This window comes from Paenibacillus sp. sptzw28, assembly GCF_019550795.1.
Taxonomy (GTDB): Bacteria; Bacillota; Bacilli; order Paenibacillales; family Paenibacillaceae; genus Paenibacillus_Z.
On record NZ_CP080545.1, the window covers coordinates 5,752,459 to 5,774,140 of the forward strand.

Here is a 21,682-nt window from a genome sequence, read left to right on the forward strand (position 1 = left end):
AAGGAGGTGAAAACAAAAAATGAAAAAGGTTTTTATGACTAAAACCGCAGCTCTTATCGCATCCTTAATGATCGTTTCGATGCTTGTACCGGTTCTTGCTTTCGCCGCAACCAACTTTAACAACGTTACTTATAATGGTAGCACGGTGACAGGTACAGTTTATGTTTCGGACGATGTTTATACTGGAGATGACGTGGTAGTTTATGTCTATGGGTCTGACGGCACAACGGTGCTGGACACTGTATATGCTACATACTCGACCTATGGAAACTACAATTTCAGCTCTAACGTGTCGTACGCAACTTACTCTACATACTTCCCGCTGCAGCTTAAGTACTTCTACTCCGGTAACTCCGTTACTGAATGGGTTTACAACAACTCGTACAGTGGTGGCGGTTTCTTCTTCCCGAGTGGTAACGTCCTTATTGATGACAACGGCAAAGTAGACGGCACATTGCTTAGCGATCTCTTTGCGAAAGATAAGAACCCAACGATTCTATCGAAGTCCGATGTAGTAACAATTCCTGCTGACGCTTTGAGCAAAGGCGAGACTTTGACGATCAAGCTGGCGGACGGTACGTCCATCACGCTTCCGATCGCTGCACTGAAATTGGACGAGCAAGCTAAATCCCTCGGGGTTACGCTGGCAAACCTGATTATCCGTGTAGAACTGAAGAAACTCACCGGCGACGCTGCTAAAGCGGTAACTAATGCTGTATACGGAATCGATGCGAAGCAATTGGCTACGCCGGTTGACTTCAAAATCGTAGCTGTTGGTAACGGTAAGGAGAAACAAATCAACAATCTGGGAACATACTTCAAACGTACTCTTCCAGTGAGTGGTGCAGTTGACTCCAAAACGGTGACTGGCGTTGTGTACAATCCGGAAACGAAAAAGCTGAGCTTCGTCCCAGCTACTTTCGCTACTGTTGGTGGCAACGTGATCGCTACTGTTTACCGCAACAGCACGAGCATATACACTGTGATCCAATTGGACGACGTATCCTTCAAGGATGTGACTAAACATTGGGCAAAAGAATATGTTCAAACTCTTGCATCGAAGTTGATTGTAGAAGGTACGGGCGCTAACAAGTTCGAACCTAACCGCAACATCACTCGTGCAGAATTCGCGGCTATGATCGTTCGTTCCCTCGGTCTTGAAACTACCGGTTCAACTTCGAAGTTCTCGGATGTTGGATCCAGCAAATGGTATGCAGGTGCTGTAGCAGCTGCTGCTGAGGCTGGAATCGTCCTCGGCGACGATAAAGGTAAATTCAACCCGAATGCGAACATCACCCGCAAAGAGTTGTCAGCCATGGTCGTTCGTGCCATGAGCTATGCCGGTAAGGAAGTCAAGCTGACGGATGCGGAAGTATCCAAAGCATTGGCAGCCTTCACGGATGCTGGCAGCCTCGGCTGGGCGAAAGCGGAAGTTGCAGTTGCAGTAAACGCAGGTATTGTTAATGGCCAAACTAGCACGAAAGTGGTAGGTAACGCTAACGCATCCCGCGCTGAAGCAGCTACAATGGTAACCCGTTTCCTCACCAACGTTGGATTCATCAACTAATCCAATGCAAAAAACGACCCTTCGGGGTCGTTTTTTTTCGTTATTGGCACGAATAAGTCTGGTACAAATGCCCATCCTAATTCCTGCTGCATAATAAATCGCGAAATGAAGACTTTCTAAACATTTTTGTTGATTTATTATTAGAGAAGTTGGATAATGGGTAATGGAAAGAGACAATACATATTATAGGAGGTATTTGAACTATGGCACACCAATTGCCTGCACTGCCCTACCCGAACAATGCGCTTGAGCCTCACATCGACGAGACGACAATGATGATCCACCACGATCGTCATCATAACGCTTATGTAACGAACCTGAATGCGGCTTTGGAGTCCGCTCCTGAACTGCAAAACAAATCCATTGAAGAATTGATCGGTGACCTGAATAGTGTACCCGAATCGATCCGTACCGCGGTCCGCAATAACGGAGGCGGCCATGCGAACCATTCCCTCTTCTGGGAAACGATCGGCCCGAATGCCGGCGGCGCGCCAAGCGGCGCACTTGCTGACGCTATTGCAAGCGAGCTTGGCGGCTTCGACAAGTTCAAGGAAGATTTCGCAAAAGCGGCTGCAACCCGTTTCGGCAGCGGCTGGGCATGGCTTGCTGTAGGTAAAGACGGAAAGCTGAAAGTATACAGCTTACCTAACCAGGACAGCCCCATCATGGAAGGCGATACGCCGATCCTCGGTCTGGACGTATGGGAGCATGCTTACTACCTGAACTACCAGAACAAGCGCCCGGACTACATCGCTGCGTTCTGGAACGTTGTTAACTGGTCCGAAGTGGGCAAACGTTACGAAGCTGCGAAGTAATAAACAATATTGAAAACAGAAGAAGGACCGTTGCAGGCTTAACTACGAGCCAGCAGTGGTCCTTCTTGTTTATATACTCTTCGGAGCACCAGCTATCCACCAACATGACTCAGCTACTGTTTGAACTGCTCCATCCACTCTTCCGCGACATCCATCGCCGTTCTGAAGAGAAGCCGTCCTTTATTGACTAACCCTTCTTTCGCTTTATCGTATTCCCCCGCGAGCATCCATCTGGCATTCTGTTCCTTTGCTTCGGCAAAATCGTTCCAAGCTTTCCGGAGAGCGGCTAAGTACATTCTGTCCCGTTCTTCATCCACCTTCGCTACAAGCTCCTCTACAATACCAGACAGCCGCTTCTCCTGCTCAATCTTCTTCAAATTCCAGTCTTTGATCTCTTTACTGTCTCGTGACTCGATCATCGATACCATGATGGCCCTTATACTTAAGGCGCATTCCATCCATTGGTCGGTTTCTCTTTGCAACGGATGGCTTCTTTCACGGCTGGGCAGCTTGAATTGCGAGACGACCGAACGTAACGAAAGACTGTTACGCGCTGCTTCTTGAATGCTTCCATCCAGCTGCAGTATGTGCTGCAATTGGACCTCAGCCGATGCCAGGACCTCTTGACTTCCTGCACTTATCTGCTGGATCATCGCGGAGGTTTGGTTGACCGAGTCCGTAATGGCCAGCGTACTGGCGGCAGCACCGTTCAATTGCCCGTCGATGGCTTTCATATTATGTACGATACCGTTCAGAACGCCATCCATTTCATCGTATTTAATGACCGTTGTGCGAATCGCTTCTTCACCAAAGCCCACATTAATCCTCATGCGATCAATGGATCCATTCAACTCTTCCGTGCTTTGATGGACCGATTTTATTAACTGATGGATTTCTTCCGTTTCCGCCTTCGTCATGGCAGCGAGCTTGGATATTTCCTTGGCGACGATGGCGAATCCCCTGCCCTGCTCACCCGCATGCGCAGCTTCAATATTCGCGTTCAATGAAAGCAGCTGGGTCTGGTCCGATATATTTTGAATAAAAGCAGTCATCTCGGAAATTTTTCCAAGCACGGCTTCGAGCTCGTTCATTCGGTTATTTACAAGCGACGTGTCTGCAGAGATTTGGTGCATCCGCTCCGCGGCCGATGCCGTATCCCTCTTACCAGAAGCAACCTCGAGTGAGAAGCGGCTGGCGGTCTCGATAACGCTGCGGTTATTGACATTGATCTCCTGAAGGAAAACATGAATTCTGCCCATTTCCTCCGCCATATTGTAAACATGGCCCGAGGCGTCCTGCATACCTGTGGCCATTTCTCTGATGGTAGTGGTCACACCACTCACTTGCTCAGCAATCATAGCCGAGTTTCCGCTCATTTCTTCCATCTGCTTGTTTAGCCCTTTTGACGAACGTTCAACAACTCGGATAAGCGATCTTAACCCCCGCGTCATTCTCCCCATTGTCGACATAAGCGGTGAACGGCTGCCGGCGCTTGAATCGAATTGCTTTGAGAAATCACCGGAAGCAAGTCTCGACATATTACGATTCATCTCTTCATATAATGTGGCCCTTACCCATTTCAGCACAGTCTGTCTTCCCCCTCCATGATTGCAGTACATCCGGATAGAACCGCTGTGAATGCAAAAGAAGCCCTGCAAGCTGCACGGTGAATCAGCCGGACGATACGGCGTCCTCTCATTCTTACCACGCGCTTGCAGAGCTTCATTGCCCTTTAGCATTCACACCGGTGTGAATCCGTCGCACCGTTCTATTTTATTTGTTATATAATGTGAATTATAAATATATGTCAACTATTTGTCAATAAATATAACATAATGTCGAAATGATGATTGTACCACAAAATGTTTGCTGAAAATAATCGGATAAAAAGCGACTGCCGCCGGTAATTTACCGGTTTACAGCCGCTACAGCTCTCTTTTTTAGGCTGGAAAATTAGTTGCTTCATTACAAATGCGATTGTATCGCGGTACGGATCTGTTCCAATGCCCTGTTGATATCATGGTTCTCGATGACGTGCTCGCATTGCTTGCGGTAAACGACTTCTTCCGTATATTGATCCATGTAACGTTCCACGACATCGAAGGGCATACCTTTGCTCTCTAGCCGTTCCCGGACCGTTGTTTTGTCCACATAAATAAATAAACGGATTACTTGTGCGCCATAAAGCTTTTTCATCCAAGAGGCGCCTTCACTGTTTAAAATCAGATATACATGCTTACCTTGCTCGAGCGGTCTCCTCAGCTCCTGATCCCTTATACCATAGAATTCCCTGCCGATAACCGCTTTCTGAATAAAGCTGCCCTGGCGCTCTATTTCGTCGAAGCTTTCCCTCGAGATATAGTGGTAATCTTGGTCCGGCTTCTCCTTCTCGCGAGGTGCGCGTGTGGTATAAGAAACTACATGATAAATGCCGAGCTCCGATCCAATACGGTGGGCGATCGTCTTTCTGCCCGATCCGCTTGTTCCGGTAAATACAAATATGAAAGGTCCCGCCATACGTGAAAACCCCCTTCGCATTGCCTGATAGTAGGTTACGATTGTTGCGAATGCGATTCTGCCGAATACAAGCTTTCCAGGAGTAATATATGTATTCGACATGATGATGCACATTCCTTTTTAGGTGCGATGGGCGGTGCGACAGCTCGGCAAACCTACTGAAACCGCGGCCTGGTTGAGGATTGCTTCAAGGCGAGGAGCGTTTCGTAATTGAATTTCTGCAATTCATCGTGAAACAAACCGTGACCGCTATATTCAAACGGAACCAGCCTGGATTCTCGAATCCCTCTATGCTGTACCTCTGCAAAAGCAAATGGACAAATTTTATCTAGCTTCCCATGGAGTATGGTGGTTGGTACTTGAATATGCGCCAAATCCGCACGCAGGTCTTCATCACGAAGAGACTCGGCGCTTTTTATCGTTCCATAAGAGGAAGCATCCACTCCAAGCTGGTGGAACCAATTCATGAAAGCTTCGCTAACCGGTGCACCGAAGAAATTTGCTCCAAAATCCCTCAGCATCTGCGGACGGTCCGTGTATGCGGCTGCAATTATCGCATCGACCTCCTCCGTGGACATGCCGTACGGATAATCCGAACGACGCGTAAACAGCGGTGCGGCAGCAGCGGCCAAAATAAGCGAGCACATTCGATGCCCGGCATGCCTGGCCATATAACGTATCGCAATTGCCCCTCCCATGGAAAAACCGATAAGAGTGGAGTTCTCGAGCTTGAGAGTATCTGCAATGACTCGAATATCGTCAGCCATTCGGTTATATTCATAACCGCTCCAAGGTGCGTCCGACCGACCGAACCCCCTCAAATCCAATCCGATGCAGCGATATCCATGCTTAGGAAGAACGTTGAACTGGTATTCATACATTTTATGATTAACAGGCCATCCATGAATGAAAAGAACCGGCCTCCCGCTTCCCGCTTCCTCCAAATATATTTTGACGCCTCTTTCTACTTCGATATAATAACCCATCCGAGCACCTCCTTCCTACAGTTATAATATACGACCCCTTGCAAGTTTATTATTGAAGTCCGCTTATAATGGACGATCTACAGTGAAAAAGTGAATTCTCTTGCACACGGGATAGGCTATTGCCGCATAAACTTAACCGAGACATTTACCTATCTGTTTAGGCAAAGGAGACTGTGTACATGTGGTATAACTCGTATATTCCCGAGCAGGCCCAGGGAGGCTACGCTACTTATCCACCTTCTGCAGGCGGCGATTGCGGATGCGGTGGTGCACGCGGGATGACATCGCCGGGGCAAGGAGCCGGTGGTGGTATGGGCGGAGCCGGTAGTGGTATGGGCGGACCCGGCGGTGGTATGGGCAGTGGCTTCGGTGACTTTGATGACGGATTCGGCGGACCCGGCGGTATGGGCGGAGGCTTCGGCGGGCCGGGTGGTGGCTTGGGCGGCCCTGGCGGAGGCTTCGGCGGGCCCGGTGCCGGCTTTGGCGGACCTGGCGGCATGGGCGGAGGCTTCGGCGGGCCCGGGGCCGGCTTCGGCGGACCTGGCGGCGGCTTGGGCGGCGGCTTGGGCGGCGGCTTGGGCGGCGATTTCGGCGGACCTGGTGGCGGCTTTGGCGGCCCTGGCGGTGGCATGGACGGAGGATTCGGCGGACCCGGTGCCGGATTCGGCGGGCCAGGCGGCGGCTTGGGCGGAGGATTCGGCGGGCCCGGGGCCGGATTCGGCGGACCTGGCGGCGGCATGGGCGGCGGTTTTGGCGGGCCCGGTGGCGGCTTTGGCGGACCTGGCGGCATAGGTGGAGGATTCGGCGGACCCGGTGGCGGCTTTGGCGGACCTGGCGGCATAGGTGGAGGATTCGGCGGACCCGGTGGCGGCTTTGGCGGACCTGGCGGCATAGGTGGAGGATTCGGCGGACCCGGTGGCGGCTTTGGCGGACCTGGCGGCATAGGTGGAGGATTCGGCGGACCCGGTGCCGGCTTTGGCGGACCTGGCGGCATAGGTGGAGGATTCGGCGGACCCGGTGGCGGCTTTGGCGGACCTGGCGGCATAGGTGGAGGATTCAGCGGACCCGGTGCCGGCTTTGGCGGACCTGGCGGCATAGGTGGAGGATTCGGCGGACCCGGTGCCGGCTTTGGCGGACCTGGCGGCATAGGTGGAGGATTCGGCGGACCCGGTGCCGGCTTTGGCGGACCTGGCGGCGGCTTCGGAGGCCCCGGTGGAGGATTCGGCGCTCTCGGCGGTGGTTTCGGCGGACCCGGCGGTGGATTCCCTGGACCAGGGCCATTCCCCGGTCCCTTCCCCGGGCCATTCCCTGGTCCCGGACCCGGGCCATTCCCGAACATTGTGACCGTCTTTATCAGTGGAGGGCGCTTCTTCCCGTGGCTCACACGATCTTACAGGATACGTCATTTCCGCGGAATGACGATTTATCAGGCGCTGGCCGCAACGGGTGCCGTGCGGTTCCGTCCTAACGGTCGAATCGCGGCGGTAGACGGCGTCGTTGTCACCGGCAATATCGACGCCATCGTACGCGTCAACGGCCGTCGAATTCGTGAAACTCTTCTTTACTTGCCTGTACAAAGAGGCGATACGATCGGATTGGAGCTCGTTGTACGTGGAGCTGGAATTCCGCGTGAAGATGAAGAGTTTGAAACGGATACGCAGCGAGCCGACGAAATAGAAAGCAACTATGAGCTTATTGAACAGAATGCAGAAGAAGTGAACGTCAATCAAGAAGGTTAACTGTTTATTCCCAGGGCAATTTCAGGGAGAATAGCCAAAAGGCTTATAATGTGATGAGAATTTTATAAGGCGGCGTAAGCCTCCTTAGGATATTTCTTTAAAAAATAAGGGCCTGATCAAAGCATCCGCTTTGATCAGGCCCTTATCGTCATTCCGACCGCTTAGTGCGCACTTGCCTCTTCCTTGATTGCTTTCAGACGTTTCATCACATCGTTGGCGCCCCTGCCGAAGTAATCGTGCAGCTGGTTGTACTCGGCGTACAACTTGTCATAGACCGCCACATTCTCCGGAATTGGCTTAAACGATTCCTCGCGGACGCGGGCCATTCTTGCAGCCGCATCTACAACATTATCGTAGCCGCCTTTGGCCGCTCCGGCGGCGACCGCTCCAAACATAGCCGCGCCAAGCGCCGGAGTTTGCTTCGATGCAGCGATCTTAATTTCGCGATTCGTCACATCCGCATATATTTGCATGAGCAGGCGGTTCTTCTGCGGCAGTCCGCCGCATGCATAAAGCTCATTAACTTCCACGCCGTTGCTGTGGAAGGCTTCAACGATTTTGCGCGTTCCAAACGCCGTTGCTTCAAGCAGGGCCCGATAAATCTCCTGCGGCTTGGTCAGCAGGGTGCAGCCGAGCAGCAAACCGGTAAGGTCCGTATCGACGAGAACGGAACGGTTGCCATTCCACCAGTCGAGGGCAACTACGCCCGACTCACCAACGTTCAGCTCGGACGCTTTCTTCTCCAGCCACTCATGAACGTTGATGCCTTCCTCTTTCGCCGCTTCAACCACATATGCCGGAACCGCTTCGTCCACATACCAGGCAAAAATATCGCCGACAGCCGATTGACCGGCTTCATAACCGAAATAGCCCGGGATGATTCCGTCCTCAACAACTCCGCACATACCCTCCACCTGCTTCTCCTCGGAACCAAGCAGCATATGACAGATCGATGTGCCCATGGCCATAACCAGCTTGCCCGGTGTTACAACGCCGACAGCGGGAACCGCCGCATGCGCGTCGACATTGCCGACAGCGATGGCAATTCCAGCCGGCAGACCCATTTGCGATGCCATCTCGGAGTTCAGTTCGCCCGCTTTGGTGCCCAGTGGAAGTACATCACCACGCAGCTTTGTTTCGGCAAGGTTCTCAAGCCGCGGATCAAGCGCTTTGAGAAAATCACTGCTAGGGTAACCTTCCTGCTTATGCCAGATCGACTTGTAGCCGGCGGTGCAGCTGTTGCGCACGATGTTGCCCGTCATTTGGCCGACTACCCAGTCCGTCGCCTCAACGAATTTATCCGCCGTCTCGTAGATTTCAGGCGCCTCGTTCAATATTTGCCACGATTTCGCCAGCATCCATTCGGACGATATTTTGCCGCCGTAGCGGGGAAGGAATGATTCTCCGCGCTTGGCTGCGATCTCGTTGATGAGGTTCGCCTCGTCCTGTGCGGCATGGTGCTTCCACAGCTTCACCCAGCTGTGCGGATTTTCTTTGTAGGCCGGATCGAAGCAAAGCGGCTGGCCGGCTTGGTCGATCGGCAGCATCGTGCATGCCGTAAAATCGATCCCGAGCCCGATAACCTCGGCAGGATCAATGCCGGATTCCTTCATAACCGCCGGCACCGATTGAGTAAGCACTTCAATATAATCAGCCGGATGCTGCAGGGCCCAGTCATGCTCCAGCTTGAGACCCGATTCCGGCAATTTCTCATCAATTACGTTATGACGGTAAGGCGTCACATGCTCGGCGATTTCCGCTCCGTCGGACAGACGAACCAGCACCGCCCGCCCGGATTCCGTCCCATAGTCGACGCCGATCGCATACTTGCTGCTCATAAAGTTTTTTCCTCCTCAGGGGTTTTGTATAAACAATACCGGCTCTGCAAGCGCGAACAGTATTACGCATAGCCAGCCGATGAATGCAGCCAGACCCGGTGCATACAGCCGTATAACAATAGTTATAATAAAAACCGTTTACTTCTGGCCGTAATAGGCGTTTTTACCATGTTTACGCAGGTAGTGCCGGTCAAGCAGATGCTGATCCATGGGCTGAACGTTCGGATTCAGCTGGAAGGTATGAAGCGCCATCTTCGCCACTTCCTCGACAACTACCGCATTGTGGACGGCATTATGCGGATCCTTGCCCCAACAGAACGGGGCGTGACTGAATACAAGCGCCGCAGGCACCTGGTTCGGATCAATTCCGCCTTTATCGAATGTTTCGATAATGACATTGCCGGTCTCCAGCTCATACGCTCCTTGAATCTCAGCTTCCGTCATGGGGCGGGTACAAGGTATTTCTCCGTAAAAATAATCCCCGTGCGTCGTGCCGAGCGCTGGAACGGCACGTCCGGCCTGCGCCCAGCTTGTCGCCCATGGCGAATGCGTATGCACAATTCCGCCAATGCCCTCGAATGCGCGGTAGAGCGCGACGTGCGTCGGCGTATCAGACGACGGCCGAAGCTCTCCCTCCACAACATTGCCCTCCAGATCGACAATTACGATTTGCTCAGGACGCAGATCCTCGTAAGGAACTCCGCTCGGTTTAATTGCAACAAGACCGCTCTCGCGGTCAATGCCGCTCACGTTGCCCCAGGTAAAGGTGACAAGCCCATATTTAGGAAGCTCCATATTCGCTTCCCAGACAGCCTGCTTTAATGATTCCAGCATCATAACTCTCCTTTCGCCGATAAAAAATGCCCGTAATCTGCTGCACGGACATGTAAGCTCTAATCTATTGTTATTATAACTTGTACGTACAAGTGTGTCACGATATATTTTCTTGGAAGCTCGTTATACCGGAGACAAGGCAGGCCCAACGAATAGCAGCGCAAAAGCCGAGGCAATCGCCCGCTCAATCTGCCGTGTAACCATCCTGCGAATCCACGTTGTTGCAGTTATAGGACGGCAGCCGGGGCGGTCGAATCGCGGACAATCAGCTTCGGCTCGTAAACGATATCCTGCACAAGGCCGCCTTTATGCTCGAGCAGACGTATCAGCAGACCCACGGCATCTTCACCCATCTTCGTCTTTGGATGCTCAAGCGTCGTCAGCTTCACTTCAGTGGCCGTAGCCAAAGTGGCATCGTCGAAACCAATCATCGACAGGTCGGCAGGTACCGTCAGACCGCTGCCCCGGACGACATCCAGCATCCGGACGGCCAGTTCGTCGTTATAGCATACAATGGCGGTCGGCCGTTCGGCAGGACCATGTCCGAGCAGCGACGCCAGCGCTTCAACCGGCTTGGTCCGCTTCTCTTCCGTCGTGTAGCGGATAAGATACTCGGGGCGCAGATTCAGCTGACGCTCACGCAGGCAGCGAAGGAAGCCGCGCATCCGGTACACCCCCTGGAAGTCGTCGGTTTTGAAAAACCCGGCAATCCGCTTATGGCCAAGCTGCGCCAGATGCTCGGCGGCGCGGAAGCCCCCGAGCTCATCATCCACCTTCAAGCACGGCGCATCAAGATCGCTGTAGCGTTCATTCAGCATGACATAGGGAATATTCCTCGCTTCAAGCGATAGAAAATAATCCAGATTCGGGTTCCCTTCCGCGCTCTTGGTAGGCTCGATGATAAGCCCGCCGAGCTGCTGCTGCAGCATCGACTCCAAGCTCTCGCGCTCCTTCTCCTTCTCGTTATCGGTGCTGGCCAGCAGCAGCCTTCCGCCCTGCAGACGAAGCGCGGATTCCACGCCGCGCACGATGGTGGGAAAGATGTAATCGGAAATGTGCGTCGTCATCATTCCGATGGTGAGTCCTTGCGGCGCCTTAAGTGAGCTGCCGTCAGCCTTATCGGCGACGAAGGTCCCTTTGCCCTGCGAGCGGTAGAGCCAGCCTTCAGCCTCCAAATCGCCAAGCGCCTGCCGAACTGTTTGGCGGCTCATGCCGAACCGGGCGGCGATCTCGTTCTCCGACGGCAATTTATCGTGAGTTTTGAATTGGGCGGAGGCGATCCACGACACAATCTCTTCTTTCAACTGTATATACTTGGGCGGAAGCTGTTCCTTCACGCGGCACCTCGATTCACAATGTCCAACTTGTACGCAATAAGTATATCATGCCCGAAACTTGTACGTACATAATTAAAAGGGCCGGGTAACGAGCGGCAATTTATGAATTACATTTTGTTTTTGACAAAACACGCATTTCCCCCTAACATGATCTTCACAATGATTATAAGAATGGAGGAAATTTTGATGCCTGCATCTGCAGCTGAGGCCGCTCAAGAAACGGAATCCGGCAATGCCAGACAGCCGGGCTTCGGCTACATCCGCCTGTCCTTGTTATTGCTTGGCTTTTTGTTCGCGGTATGCGTTGCCATCCAAGTGTTTCTGGCAGGCATGGCCCTCTTCGTAAACCCGTCTCACTGGAAAGCTCATTCTACGTTCATTCACTATTTTGAAATGCTTCCTGTGGGCATGTTCATTCTAACCTACTTCGGCCGCGTTCGCGGTGCCGTAAGGTGGTTCTCGCTCGTGATGACAGCCTTGATCGCGCTGCAGTATGCAACTGTACACATGTCGCAGGTCGCCCCGATTTTCTCGGCGCTTCATCCGGTATTTGCTCTGCTGCTGTTCTGGACCTCCGTCGTGACAGTCAAGCGGGCTTACGCAGTATGGCGAAGCTGAGCTCCGTGGCACATGCAAACAGCCGCTGCCGGCCAATTTGGCCAGGGCAAGCGGCTTAATTAATCGCGCCATGAATAATTAATGCCGAATTAACGGATCATCACTTCACAAATAAACCGAGCCGCTGCAGCAAGTATGCCCGCACATCGCTGCCAAGATCCTCCCTGTCCAGGGCCAGATCAATGGTCGCCTGCACAAAACCCAGCTTATCGCCGACATCATGCCTGCGGCCGTCGAAACGGAATGCAGTCAGCGGAGACTGCCAGTTGAGACGCTGCAGGCTGTCGGTAAGCTGAATCTCGCCGCCCTTGCCCGGTTCCGCACGCTCGAGCAAATTAAAGATAGCGGGCTCCAGCACGTATCGCCCAACAACCGCCAAATTTGAAGGCGCCTCGCCGGGATGCGGCTTCTCGACCAAATCGCGCACACGTCCCCGCGTATCGCCTTCCTCCAGATCGACAATGCCGTATTTGTGCGTCTGGTCCCACGGCACCTCCATTACGGCAATGACGGACGAGCGCTCCGCCTCGTAAACGTCAATCATCTGCTTGAGACACGGCGGTTCAGAGAGCAAAATATCATCGCCGAGCAGCACGGCAAAAGGCTCGTTCTCAGTGAAGCTGCGCGCGCACAGTACAGCATGTCCTAGGCCTAGCGGCTCCCGCTGCCGAGTATAGTAAATGTCCGCCATATGCGAAATACTACGCACGAGCTCGAGCATTTCCGCCTTGCCGTGAGCTTCAAGCTCGGTCTCAAGCTCCGCAGATTTGTCAAAATGGTCCTCGATCGCCCGCTTGTTCCGTCCGGTGACGATCATAATGCTTTCGATGCCGGAGGCGACCGCTTCCTCCACGATATATTGAATGGCCGGCTTATCAATGAGCGGCAGCATCTCCTTCGGCTGCGCTTTGGTAGCCGGCAGGAACCGCGTGCCGAGTCCTCCCGCCGGAATAATTGCTTTACGCACACGTTTACCCGTCATATTCGTTTCCTCTCCCTTGCTGTGACTCGTCTATTTTCATCATAACCGTATTTTTCACAACGTACCATTTATTTTACTTCAAACAGGCCTCACAAATGCGCTCATTCATTAATTTGACACCTCCCCCGGATTCATGCCAAACTATAAGCGATTGCGACTCATTGCTTGCAAGGGAGTGATAACGCATTGCTTATGAACCGGGCGCTTCGTACCTCGAAGCATGATGAGATGATCGACATTACCCGTGAAATCGCCTCTATCGTCAGCAAGGAGAAGATTCAGAGCGGCATCGCCGTAATCTATTGTCCCCATACGACGGCAGGCATAACGATTCAGGAGAACGCAGATCCTGATGTGAAGCACGACGTGCTGATGCGGCTTGACGAAGTTTATCCGTGGGAGCACCCCAAATACCGGCATGCCGAAGGCAATACCGCCGCTCATTTGAAAGCGATCACGACCGGCACCTCGCAAACCGTTCCGATTGTGGACGGGCGTCTTGTTCTCGGCAGATGGCAGGGCATTTATTTCTGCGAATTCGACGGGCCCCGCACACGTGAGTATTATGTGAAATTAATTCAAGGCTGAGTTGGCGGTTTGTAAGAAAATAATAGCACGCTCCGGGCAGCCACGTTTCAGCGCCGCATTGAAGCAGCGTTAGTTGCGCCCGGGGCGTGTTTTTTATTGTGAGAATAATGCGGTTTGGGTCCGCGGAAATACGGGGGTTTTTTTTGGCGGCTCCAAAACTCGGTATTGACTTATTTACTTATTTATAATAATTTTAATTTACAACTTATTATTATCTGGTTCAAGCCAGATTAGGCGCGGTTAAAGAGAGGAGAGCACCATAATGGAACACATTGTAATCGTAGGAACCGGGCCAGCCGGATTGACGGCAGCCATCTATCTCGCGAGGGCGGGCTATAGTCCGCTCGTACTGGAGGGACCGCAGCCGGGCGGGCAATTAACCACGACGACAGAGGTCGAGAATTTCCCTGGGTTCCCGGAGGGCATTCTTGGCTCCGAGCTGATGTCCAACATGCGCAAGCAAGCTCAGAGGTTCGGCGCACGTTTTCAAACCGGGTGGGTGCAGGCTGCCGACCTGTCGGAGCGCCCTTTCACACTAACGCTTGATAACGGCGGCACGATAATTGCGCAGTCAGTGATTATTTCCACGGGAGCTTCGGCAAAATATATGGGCATCCCTGGTGAACAGGGTAATATCGGCCGGGGCGTCAGCACATGTGCAACTTGTGACGGATTCTTCTTCCGCGGTAAAAAGATCATCGTAGTCGGCGGCGGAGACTCGGCTATGGAGGAAGCTTCTTTCCTTACCCGCTTCGCGACGGACGTGAAGCTTGTTCATCGCCGCGATGAACTGCGCGCGTCGAAAATCATGCAGGAGCGGGCTCGTGCAAATGAAAAAATCACTTGGAGCCTTAATGTCACGCCGCTTGAAGTCGTGCCCGGCGAACTCGGACTGAAGGGTCTTCTCGTCCGCGATAACGTTACCGGCGAAGAGCAGCTGCTCGAGGCGGACGGCGTATTCGTAGCGATCGGACACACGCCGAATACGAAGTTTCTCGGCGGACAAGTGACCATGGACGAACAGGGCTACATTCTCGTCGAACCCGGAACCTCTAGAACGAACGTCCCCGGCGTATTCGCCTGCGGCGACGTACAGGACCGCAGCTACCGCCAAGCGATAACCGCTGCGGGCAGCGGCTGTATGGCCGCGCTTGATTGCGAGCGGTATTTGGAGGCGCTGGAGGCGGAAGGCACCGGCCACGCGATTGCAGAGGTAATCGAAGCCTAAGAGAAACAACAATTTAATGCGAAGGAGCTGCCTTGACATGACAAAATTGCATGATATTTTGAACAAACAAATATCGACCTGGAGCGTTCTTTATGTGAAGCTGCACAATTACCACTGGTATGTGAAAGGCAATCAGTTCTTCACGCTGCACGTTAAATTTCAAGAGCTGTATGAAGAAGCGACGCTCGTCGTCGATGAATTCGCAGAGCGCCTGCTTGCACTCGAAGGCAAGCCGGTAGCGACGATGACGGAGCATCTGAAGCTCTCCAGCGTGAAAGAAGCGACCGGTGACGAATCCGCTGAAGAAATGGTCGACTCCCTGATCAACGATTTCTCAGGGGTAGCCGCCGAGCTGAAGGAAGGCATGGAGGAAGCCGAGAAGAAAGGCGACGAAACAACCGCCGATATGCTGCTTGCCGTTCACAAGTCGCTTGAAAAGCATCTGTGGATGCTCAAAGCGTTCAACGGCCGTTAATCGATACTGTCTGAAGGGGCTTTCCCTAACCGGTAATATAAGGTGAAACGGCTGGCGCTTCGCACGAACCATTAGCGCGTTACTGTTCGCGCTTGGTTCTGTGCCGTCCATTAGGCGGCGGAGCGCGTTTCATTCCAGAGAAATATAAGAAAGTATAAGCGTGAGACTTATACTTTCTTATATTTTAACAAAATCCCGCCACTCGTATCAGCGAGCGGCGGGATTTTTAAATTTCCGGCATTGTGCGAAGTGTTCAGTGAAAATAAAGTATTAGATTTGATTTCTTCATTTCACGCGTTTTTTTAAAAGGACAAGAAAAAAGTCCTAGACTGTCGCTGTTTCATTGAACTAACGTTACCTGGTAGCAAAACCCAAAGGCGAAACCACCATTACGCCCTCTTCGTGAAAATCTGGAAGGCGACGCCGAATTTGTCTGTTACCATTCCGTACGCGGGGCTGAAGTAGACCTCCTGCAGGGGGTGATCGACCTGTCCGCCCTCTTTCAGCGCCTCATAATACTTCTGGGCCTGCTCCTTATCGGCGATGGTGATGCAGATGTTTACCTGCTTGCCCTGCGCGAACCTGACCCCCGGTTCCGTATCGGCTACTAACAGAACCGCTCCTCCGATCATCAGGACGGAATGGGCTACTCGGTCTCTCTCCTGCTCCGACACCGCTTGTCCGGCTTCGCCGAAGGTCTGCTTGAATACCACCTTCGCGTCCAACGCTTGCTCGTAAAAGGCGATCGCCTCACGAGCGCCTCCGTCCAGCATAATATACGGGTTCAGTTGCACTTCCATAGTATACAGCTCCTTCAACATTTAGGATTGATCTTTCTCTGATAGTGTAACCTTTAATAGTGACAACCCTTGTCATAATTGGTGGTTATTTTATCAGGCCGGGGATTGTCCGGCAGCTTTATTATAATTGGAGTCCACTGACAGCATATTGCATTGGGATTTGGACCTGACATGTGGCTATTTTCCTTCCAAGAAATCGTTTTTGGGGCACGTACAAGTTCACTGCTCTATTCTGCCAGTTTCAATCCTGGTCCGGAGTGGGGAATTTCCGTAAGTAAGGTTCCTACCGGATTGCCTTCCCTGTCACGGATGACGTTCCAAGGTTTATACAAATTCATAGGGAACATCAAACCAAACGGGTTCGTTTCTCGACATTCCGGTTGACACATAAAACTAGCCTAAGCATATTAAAAGTGCAAGATATTTTATGTACTATACAAATAACTTGCGGCAAAGACATGCTTCAAGCGCACGACGAAAAACGGGAGTAGAAACAGCTACTCCCGTTTGATTTCCTTCAACTCCCACTATGGCAAACTACTCCTGGACACTCCCTTTTGGCTATCTGCCAATTAGCTTAATGTCAGCGGCTAGTCTAAAACTATATTTTACAGTCGGACGCGTAATTTGAATAGCGCAAGAGGTGTAGACTAGCTGAATTAGCCTTTCTTACTTGCTGCGATGCGTTCCGCAAGCTCGTTCAAGTACGCCCAGCGGTCCATCAGCTGCTCAAGCTTCTCTTCGAGCTCCTGCTGTTCCTTGAGCAGCTGCTGGAGCAGAGCCGAATCGCTCGACGCTTCCTCCATCCGCTTGGCAAGCGCCTGCTGCGCTTCCTCCGTCTCGGCAATTACATCGTCGATCGTTTCGAATTCCTTCTGCTCCTTATAGGACATCTTGACGGACCGCTGAGTCTCCCCGCTGCCGCCTGCCGCTGTGCTTCCGGCAGTTCCGTCGCTCCCCGGCAAGCCGCCGGGAGCTGATGTTTCATTTCGTTCTCCGGCTCCGGCTTTGCCGCCTCCCGCGATGCCGCTCCGCACTGCAGCGGCGCTTTGGCCACCGCCGCCGCCACCTCCGCTGACTGAGGCATATTCTTCATAATTGGAGAAATTCCCGACATGCTGCGTAATGACCCCGTCGCCTTCGAACGCAAAGATGCGATCCATCGTACGGTCAAGGAAATATCGGTCGTGGGAGACGGTGAATACGACACCGGGAAAGTCGTCCAGATAATCCTCGAGCACAGTCAGTGTCGTAATATCAAGATCATTGGTCGGCTCATCGAGCAGCAGCACATTCGGCGCTTCCATCAGAACGCGCAGCAGCTGCAGCCGACGCTTCTCTCCACCCGACAATTTCGCAATCGGCGTCCACTGCTGTGCCGGCGGAAACAGGAACCGCTCCAGCATTTGCCCTGCCGTCACCGTCGTTCCGTCCGCCGTCGTCACGCGCTCCGCGCCTTCGCGGATATAGTCGATGACGCGCAGACTGTCGTCCATCTCTTCCCGCTCCTGCGAGAACACGCCGAGCCGTACCGTCGGCCCGAGTGAAACCGTACCCGCGTCCGGCTCAAGCTTGCCGGCAATCAGCTTGAGCAGCGTCGACTTGCCGAGGCCGTTACGTCCAACAATGCCCACACGGTCGTCCGGCACGGCAATATAGCTGAAATCGCGAATCACCGGCCGTCCGCCTTCGAACGATTTGGTCAGCCCGTCGATCTCCAGTATTTTCTTACCCAGCCGTGATGAGGCAACCGAGACATCGAGCTTCCCGCCTGCCTTCTCCGGTGCCGCCGACTGCAGCGCTTCGAACCGCTGGATGCGCGCCTGCTGCTTGGTCGTGCGCGCTTTCGCTCCCCGGCGCATCCATGCCAGTTCGCTGCGGAGCAGATTCTGCCGCTTCGATTCCGATGCCGCCTCGCGTTCTTCCCGGTCCAGCTTCAGCTCCAGGAACCGGCTGTAGTTGGCCGTATAGAAATACGCCCGGCCCCGGTCGAGCTCCAGAATCCGGTTGCTGACGCGATCGAGAAAATACCGGTCATGCGTAATCATAATCAGCGCGCCCTTGCGCTTCTGAAGCATTTGCTCGAGCCACGCGACCGATTCGTTATCGATATGGTTGGTCGGCTCGTCCAGCAGCAGCACATCCGCCGGCTGCACCAAAGCCGCCGCCATCGCGACGCGCTTGCGCTGTCCGCCGGACAGCGTGCCGAGCTTGGCATCGAACCGTCCGATGCCAAGCTTCGTCAGCGCCGTCTTCGCTTCGCTCTCAATACCCCATGCCTCCAGCTCATCCATCTGCTGGTTGGCCCGCACCAATCTCTCCTGCAGCCCGCTATCCCCCGGCAGCAGCTCAAGCGCTTGCAGCGCTTCGGCATAAGCCCGAACGGCGCGCATCTGATTGGAATCGCCGCTCAGCACATGCTCTAGCACCGTGAGCTCCGGATCGAACGGCGGATTTTGCGACAGCATCTGAAGCGTCACCCCGCCGCCAACAAGAATAGAGCCCGAGTCAGGGGGCTCCAAACCTGCGACGACATTCAGAAACGTCGATTTGCCGGTGCCGTTCACACCGATAATTCCGATTTTGTCGCCCATCTCCACTCCGAACGACACGTCCTGAAACAAAACCTTCTCGCCGTAACTTTTTGAAATATGATCAACCGTTAATACGTGCATATGATTCCCGCCTAACGTTAGCAAATCGCAAAACGCGCATCGCTGCGCGCTCCGCCTGTACTAACTTTAAACGATAAGCTAAGCTTCAATCAAATCTTTCTTCGCATAAGCCGCTGCGGACTGCTCCGCCTTGACTGCAATCGCCGCCATTGTGCGTACGGCTTCCACCGGATAACAGCCCGATGCCGTCTCGCCGGAGAGCATCACGGCGTCCGTGCCGTCCCAAACCGCATTGGCGACATCGCATGTCTCAGCGCGGGTCGGCCGCGGCTGGCTCTGCATCGAATCAAGCATCTGCGTAGCGGTAATGACGAATTTACCGGCCTGATTGCATGCGGCGATCATAACCTTCTGCGCAACAGGCACATCTTCAACCGGAATCTCTACACCCAGATCCCCGCGCGCCACCATGATGCCGTCGGATGCTTCAATAATGGCTGCAAGCTCGTCGAGCCCTTCCTGGTTTTCAATCTTCGAAATAACCTGAATGTGGGCTGCTCCCTTATCGGCCAGCATCCGCTTCACTTCAAGCACATCCTCCGCGCGCCGAACGAACGACATCGCGATCATATCGACGTTCATTTCGATTCCAAACTGAATGTGCTGCCTATCGCGCTCGGTCACGCCAGGCAGGCTCGTCCGGATACCCGGGAGGTTGACGCCTTTGCGGGATTTGATTACGCCGCCGTTCTTAATGACACACACGACATCCGTTCCTTCAATTCGAACGACCTGAAGCTCGATCAGCCCGTCGTCGATCATGATGCGCGAGCCGATCGACACATCCTGCGCCAAATCATAGGAGACGGAAATCCGTTTCTCCGTTCCTTTAATTTGCTCGGTCGTCAGCGTCAGAAATTCTCCGCTCTTAAGCGAGTAAGACGGCTCCTTCAGCAGCCCTGTGCGGATTTCCGGGCCTTTAATGTCAAGCATTGTTGCGACCGGCATGTTCAGCTTGGAAGCGACAGCGCGAACATTGATAATGCGCTGACGGTGATCGTCAAGCTCGCCGTGGGCAAGATTCAGTCTTGCAATATTCATACCCTCTTTGATCATATCCTCCAGTATATCTGAAGACAGACAAGCGGGTCCCATCGTACATACGATTTGTGTCTTTTTCATCGGTGGTTACACTCTCCTATGGGGTATTTCACTTCCTTTATTGTAAAAGAACGATTGCGGAAGATCGATGTACTATAGTACAGTAATTACACTATAGTACTGTGAGAACGGAAACGGAGAGCTTCACTTATGTTTAACATCTTTGAACTTCGGCAGGAACGAGGCATCCTTCGGCAGGAGCGCCGGACGCTTGGCGCCGATTGTTATACGCTTATCTGGGTGCGCTTCGGACAATGCAGCTTCGAATACAGAGGACAAACGGCCGTCTGCCGCAAGAACGAGCTGCTGCTTATTCCCGCAGGCGTCCCCGCCTCCGAGCTGAAGGGAAACGGCGGCATCCGCGAGAGCATGATGGTCCGCTTCAGTCCTTCCGGCGCGGAAGCTGCGGCGATTCTTCCCATTCTGGCCCGCACGGAACCGCTGCGCTGGATGACCCACATGCCGGAGCTGCTTCTGGATAAGCTGCTGCAGCTTGCCGAGCAGTGGACGGAGCAGGACCGTTATTTCACGGTGATGTGCGATGCCCTGCTGACAGAGCTTATCGTAACGGTGAACCGAGAGGTGGACGAGGGTGCGAAGGCGCCGTCGGCTATTCGGCATATCGAGCGAATGAAGCGGTTTATCGAAGAGCAGTACCGCAGTAAGATTACGAAGATCGAGCTTGGCGCAAGCGTCGGAGTCAGTCCCAATTACGCGGCAGCCTTGTTTCGCAAAGTAACGGGACTTACGATCAGCGAATACGTTCACCTTAGGCGCATGAAGACGGCACAATATATGCTGAGCCACTCCCACCTGTCGGTGCAGGAGATTTCGGACCATCTCGGGTACAGCGATCCCTCCTACTTTAACCGCGTCTTCAAGCGGACCGTCGGCAAGCTGCCGTCCGATATGCTTGCAGAACGGGAGCGTACAGGGCTGGTGTAGCTGCCGGGCACGGCAGTATCATTGCATTTGCGGAACAAATAACAGGAAATATTCCTTTCTATCCGGGTCGCTGTATCCGATATCGCGGTTACACTGACTTAATAAATATACCGTTCCATTGGCCTCCCCATAAGGACCGGTGCGTTTAATTATTGCCTTACAGGTTGCTGTTCTGACGCCTTTCCCTTGTCCTCCGAACGCATCCCATGAATTATCATAGGTATATTTAATCGCCTCTCCATTAAAATCCAGATCAGTATAGATCGGATCCCCTTCATCGGTATATTGGGCGATGCTTACTTGGCTCTTGAGCTTATTTTGAACATTCTGATGAAACTCCTCCAGTTTCCGGATGCCAGACAACCCTCCAGGGCCTGATACGACATATCCCGCTTTCTCAGCCTCGTGAAAGGTCAAATCAGAATGATTGGAAAACAAACTGCATGCAGTCAACATAATCATCGATACGAATAACAAGTATTTTTTACGCATTAAGCTTCGCCTCCCGCACAGATGGCAGCATCTACTCTTTCAGACGAAAATAATCCGGAATTGTTGCCTGAGAAAAAGGAGCAGCCGCGGCCGCCCCTTATGACTCTATTTTCAACTTTCCCCATGTACTCGTGTAACGCCCTGT

18 protein-coding genes and 1 pseudogene are annotated in these 21,682 nt (G+C 53.1%); 8 read left to right on the plus strand and 11 right to left on the minus strand.

Annotation, left to right across the window (positions count from 1 at the left end):
* The first annotated feature begins 19 nt into the window (after positions 1 to 19).
* Entirely contained in the window at positions 20 to 1,567 is a 1,548-nt protein-coding gene (locus KZ483_RS26625; RefSeq protein WP_220350509.1) for an S-layer homology domain-containing protein, read from the plus strand.
* Positions 1,568 to 1,770: 203 nt separating this feature from the next.
* Complete coding sequence (locus tag KZ483_RS26630) at positions 1,771 to 2,382, plus strand: superoxide dismutase (protein WP_220350510.1); 612 nt, start codon at positions 1,771 to 1,773, stop codon at positions 2,380 to 2,382.
* A 113-nt stretch (positions 2,383 to 2,495) separates the two neighbouring features.
* On the opposite strand, the gene KZ483_RS26635 is transcribed toward KZ483_RS26630, so the two are convergent.
* The 3 genes from KZ483_RS26635 to KZ483_RS26645 form a co-directional block, all read right to left on the minus strand.
* On the minus strand, positions 2,496 to 3,968 hold the full coding sequence (locus KZ483_RS26635; RefSeq protein ID WP_220350511.1) for a methyl-accepting chemotaxis protein: 1,473 nt from the start codon (positions 3,966 to 3,968) through the stop codon (positions 2,496 to 2,498).
* 379 nt (positions 3,969 to 4,347) lie between these two features.
* Positions 4,348 to 5,001: a guanylate kinase gene (locus KZ483_RS26640; protein ID WP_220350512.1), complete on the minus strand. Its 654-nt coding sequence runs from the start codon at positions 4,999 to 5,001 to the stop codon at positions 4,348 to 4,350.
* Between the two features lie 53 nt (positions 5,002 to 5,054).
* Positions 5,055 to 5,885 (minus strand): alpha/beta fold hydrolase, encoded by an 831-nt coding sequence (locus KZ483_RS26645; RefSeq protein ID WP_220350513.1) that lies wholly within the window; start codon positions 5,883 to 5,885, stop codon positions 5,055 to 5,057.
* 179 nt (positions 5,886 to 6,064) lie between these two features.
* On the opposite strand from KZ483_RS26645, the gene KZ483_RS28965 reads away from it, so the two are divergent.
* Complete coding sequence (locus KZ483_RS28965) at positions 6,065 to 7,624, plus strand: hypothetical protein (protein WP_220350514.1); 1,560 nt, start codon at positions 6,065 to 6,067, stop codon at positions 7,622 to 7,624.
* Between the two features lie 161 nt (positions 7,625 to 7,785).
* On the opposite strand, the gene KZ483_RS26655 is transcribed toward KZ483_RS28965, so the two are convergent.
* The 3 genes from KZ483_RS26655 to KZ483_RS26665 all read right to left on the minus strand — a co-directional run bounded on the left by KZ483_RS26655 (position 7,786) and on the right by KZ483_RS26665 (position 11,633).
* Complete coding sequence (locus KZ483_RS26655; protein ID WP_220350515.1) at positions 7,786 to 9,462, minus strand: ribulokinase; 1,677 nt, start codon at positions 9,460 to 9,462, stop codon at positions 7,786 to 7,788.
* A gap of 138 nt (positions 9,463 to 9,600) precedes the next feature.
* Positions 9,601 to 10,296, minus strand: a complete 696-nt coding sequence (araD, locus tag KZ483_RS26660; protein WP_309568684.1) for an L-ribulose-5-phosphate 4-epimerase — start codon at positions 10,294 to 10,296, stop codon at positions 9,601 to 9,603.
* A 227-nt stretch (positions 10,297 to 10,523) separates the two neighbouring features.
* Complete coding sequence (locus KZ483_RS26665; RefSeq protein WP_220350516.1) at positions 10,524 to 11,633, minus strand: GntR family transcriptional regulator; 1,110 nt, start codon at positions 11,631 to 11,633, stop codon at positions 10,524 to 10,526.
* A 186-nt stretch (positions 11,634 to 11,819) separates the two neighbouring features.
* Between KZ483_RS26665 and KZ483_RS26670 the strand changes: the two genes are divergently transcribed.
* The gene (locus tag KZ483_RS26670) at positions 11,820 to 12,251 is read left to right on the plus strand and encodes a DUF6220 domain-containing protein (protein WP_220350517.1); all 432 of its coding nucleotides are present in this window, start codon (positions 11,820 to 11,822) and stop codon (positions 12,249 to 12,251) included.
* Between the two features lie 100 nt (positions 12,252 to 12,351).
* Here the strand turns inward: KZ483_RS26670 and galU are convergent, their stop codons facing one another.
* Complete coding sequence (gene galU, locus KZ483_RS26675; protein WP_220350518.1) at positions 12,352 to 13,233, minus strand: UTP--glucose-1-phosphate uridylyltransferase GalU; 882 nt, start codon at positions 13,231 to 13,233, stop codon at positions 12,352 to 12,354.
* 192 nt (positions 13,234 to 13,425) lie between these two features.
* Here galU and KZ483_RS26680 point away from each other — a divergent pair, with 192 nt between their 5' ends.
* The 3 genes from KZ483_RS26680 to KZ483_RS26690 all read left to right on the plus strand — a co-directional run bounded on the left by KZ483_RS26680 (position 13,426) and on the right by KZ483_RS26690 (position 15,524).
* The gene (locus tag KZ483_RS26680) at positions 13,426 to 13,821 is read left to right on the plus strand and encodes a secondary thiamine-phosphate synthase enzyme YjbQ (RefSeq protein WP_220353708.1); all 396 of its coding nucleotides are present in this window, start codon (positions 13,426 to 13,428) and stop codon (positions 13,819 to 13,821) included.
* Between the two features lie 262 nt (positions 13,822 to 14,083).
* Entirely contained in the window at positions 14,084 to 15,049 is a 966-nt protein-coding gene (gene trxB, locus KZ483_RS26685) for a thioredoxin-disulfide reductase (protein ID WP_220350519.1), read from the plus strand.
* 37 nt (positions 15,050 to 15,086) lie between these two features.
* Positions 15,087 to 15,524 (plus strand): Dps family protein, encoded by a 438-nt coding sequence (locus KZ483_RS26690; RefSeq protein WP_220350520.1) that lies wholly within the window; start codon positions 15,087 to 15,089, stop codon positions 15,522 to 15,524.
* 389 nt (positions 15,525 to 15,913) lie between these two features.
* Here the strand turns inward: KZ483_RS26690 and KZ483_RS26695 are convergent, their stop codons facing one another.
* The 3 genes and pseudogenes from KZ483_RS26695 to pyk form a co-directional block, all read right to left on the minus strand.
* Complete coding sequence (locus tag KZ483_RS26695) at positions 15,914 to 16,324, minus strand: VOC family protein (RefSeq protein ID WP_220350521.1); 411 nt, start codon at positions 16,322 to 16,324, stop codon at positions 15,914 to 15,916.
* 659 nt (positions 16,325 to 16,983) lie between these two features.
* The gene (locus tag KZ483_RS26700; RefSeq protein WP_220350522.1) at positions 16,984 to 18,999 is read right to left on the minus strand and encodes an ABC-F family ATP-binding cassette domain-containing protein; all 2,016 of its coding nucleotides are present in this window, start codon (positions 18,997 to 18,999) and stop codon (positions 16,984 to 16,986) included.
* Positions 19,000 to 19,089: 90 nt separating this feature from the next.
* A pseudogene (pyk, locus tag KZ483_RS26705) lies at positions 19,090 to 20,121 on the minus strand (pyruvate kinase); the annotation flags it as partial.
* 129 nt (positions 20,122 to 20,250) lie between these two features.
* On the opposite strand from pyk, the gene KZ483_RS26710 reads away from it, so the two are divergent.
* Positions 20,251 to 21,045, plus strand: a complete 795-nt coding sequence (locus tag KZ483_RS26710; protein WP_220350524.1) for a helix-turn-helix transcriptional regulator — start codon at positions 20,251 to 20,253, stop codon at positions 21,043 to 21,045.
* A gap of 18 nt (positions 21,046 to 21,063) precedes the next feature.
* Here KZ483_RS26710 and KZ483_RS26715 read toward each other — a convergent pair whose 3' ends face one another.
* Positions 21,064 to 21,537 carry a DUF4362 domain-containing protein gene (locus KZ483_RS26715; protein ID WP_220350525.1) on the minus strand — a complete coding sequence of 158 codons (474 nt, stop codon included), beginning with the start codon at positions 21,535 to 21,537 and terminating at the stop codon, positions 21,064 to 21,066.
* Positions 21,538 to 21,682: the final 145 nt, after the last annotated feature.

Excerpts from the sequence above, each read along its gene's own strand:
- KZ483_RS26625 (WP_220350509.1), top strand. The coding sequence starts at position 20 with ATGAAAAAGGTTTTTATGACTAAAACCGCAGCTCTTATCGCATCCTTA.
- trxB (WP_220350519.1), top strand. The coding sequence starts at position 14,084 with ATGGAACACATTGTAATCGTAGGAACCGGGCCAGCCGGATTGACGGCA.
- KZ483_RS26700 (WP_220350522.1), bottom strand. The coding sequence starts at position 18,999 with ATGCACGTATTAACGGTTGATCATATTTCAAAAAGTTACGGCGAGAAG.
- KZ483_RS26655 (WP_220350515.1), bottom strand. The coding sequence starts at position 9,462 with ATGAGCAGCAAGTATGCGATCGGCGTCGACTATGGGACGGAATCCGGG.
- KZ483_RS26640 (WP_220350512.1), bottom strand. The coding sequence starts at position 5,001 with ATGTCGAATACATATATTACTCCTGGAAAGCTTGTATTCGGCAGAATC.
- KZ483_RS26680 (WP_220353708.1), top strand. The coding sequence starts at position 13,426 with ATGAACCGGGCGCTTCGTACCTCGAAGCATGATGAGATGATCGACATT.
- galU (WP_220350518.1), bottom strand. The coding sequence starts at position 13,233 with ATGACGGGTAAACGTGTGCGTAAAGCAATTATTCCGGCGGGAGGACTC.
- KZ483_RS26715 (WP_220350525.1), bottom strand. The coding sequence starts at position 21,537 with ATGCGTAAAAAATACTTGTTATTCGTATCGATGATTATGTTGACTGCA.
- KZ483_RS28965 (WP_220350514.1), top strand. The coding sequence starts at position 6,065 with ATGTGGTATAACTCGTATATTCCCGAGCAGGCCCAGGGAGGCTACGCT.
- KZ483_RS26690 (WP_220350520.1), top strand. The coding sequence starts at position 15,087 with ATGACAAAATTGCATGATATTTTGAACAAACAAATATCGACCTGGAGC.
- KZ483_RS26630 (WP_220350510.1), top strand. The coding sequence starts at position 1,771 with ATGGCACACCAATTGCCTGCACTGCCCTACCCGAACAATGCGCTTGAG.
- KZ483_RS26670 (WP_220350517.1), top strand. The coding sequence starts at position 11,820 with ATGCCTGCATCTGCAGCTGAGGCCGCTCAAGAAACGGAATCCGGCAAT.
- araD (WP_309568684.1), bottom strand. The coding sequence starts at position 10,296 with ATGCTGGAATCATTAAAGCAGGCTGTCTGGGAAGCGAATATGGAGCTT.
- KZ483_RS26645 (WP_220350513.1), bottom strand. The coding sequence starts at position 5,885 with ATGGGTTATTATATCGAAGTAGAAAGAGGCGTCAAAATATATTTGGAG.
- KZ483_RS26695 (WP_220350521.1), bottom strand. The coding sequence starts at position 16,324 with ATGGAAGTGCAACTGAACCCGTATATTATGCTGGACGGAGGCGCTCGT.
- KZ483_RS26710 (WP_220350524.1), top strand. The coding sequence starts at position 20,251 with ATGTTTAACATCTTTGAACTTCGGCAGGAACGAGGCATCCTTCGGCAG.